This window comes from Nocardiopsis prasina DSM 43845 (assembly GCF_000341265.1).
In the GTDB taxonomy this organism is placed as follows: Bacteria; Actinomycetota; Actinomycetes; order Streptosporangiales; family Streptosporangiaceae; genus Nocardiopsis; species Nocardiopsis prasina.
Genome location: NZ_ANAE01000229.1, coordinates 1 through 923, shown reverse-complemented (window position 1 = coordinate 923; position 923 = coordinate 1). Strand labels below are relative to the sequence as shown.

Here is a 923-nt window from a genome sequence, read left to right as displayed (position 1 = left end):
CGGAACTGCTTGAGCCGCCCGATCCCGCACTCCACCACGTGGCGCTGCTTATACGCCTGTCGGTCCACCCTCGGCGGCCGGCCGCCCGCCGACCCCTTCGCCTTGCGATGGCACCGCTGGTCGCGGGGCTCGGCGATGGTCGCCGGGATCTTGCGCCGCCGCAGGTAGGCCCGGTTGGCCCGCGAGGAGTAGGCCTTGTCGGCCAACACCCGCTCGGGCCGAATACGCGGGCGCCCCGGCCCGGAGCGGGCCACACGGATGCGCTCCAGAACCCGCGCGAACTTCGGGCTGTCACCGCGCTGGCCCGCCGTCAATACCACCGACAGCGGTTTGCGGTGCTGCTCTCCGGCCAGGTGGAGCTTGGTGGAGAACCCGCCGCGCGAACGCCCCAGCGCGTGGTCGCCGGGTTCGTCGCCGGGCGGCTCGGCCTGGCGGCCGGGACGGCGGCGCGCCCCGGCGGCGTGGGGGTGGGCACGGCAGGTGGTGGAGTCGACCGCGACCGTCCAGCCGATGAGCCCGGCGGCATCGGTCCAGGCCCGCAGCTTGGCCGCGATCAGCGCCCAGATCCCGGCGCGCTGCCAGCTCCGCAGCAGATGGTAGACCGACTGCCAATGGCCGTAGCGTTCGGGCACGTCGCGCCAGGGCACACCGGCGCGGGTGCGCCAGCGGATGCCGTCCAGCAGTTGGCGCCGCGTCCATGTCGGCGGCCTCCCGCCTGCGGGTCGCGGGGGCAGCAGCGGTTTCAGGGCCCGCCACTGCTTGTCGGTCAGGTCTTTACGTCCTCCGATCGGTACCCTGGCCACCGAGGTCTCCGTGTAGATGGGCTGCTTGGTCGTTGCTCCATTTACCGGAGACCTCGCTTGTGCGCAGTCCCGACATGCCGGGCAAGCCCGATCAACCAGGGCTTCTTAAACAGGGCCTAG

At 72.3% G+C, this 923-nt stretch carries 1 protein-coding gene; it reads right to left on the bottom strand.

What is annotated here, in order from left to right; genetic code table 11:
* Positions 1-803, bottom strand: an 803-nt coding sequence (locus D452_RS0127050; RefSeq protein ID WP_040695034.1) for an IS5 family transposase, incomplete at its 3' end; no start/stop codon positions are given.
* Between the last annotated feature and the right edge of the window lie 120 nt (positions 804-923).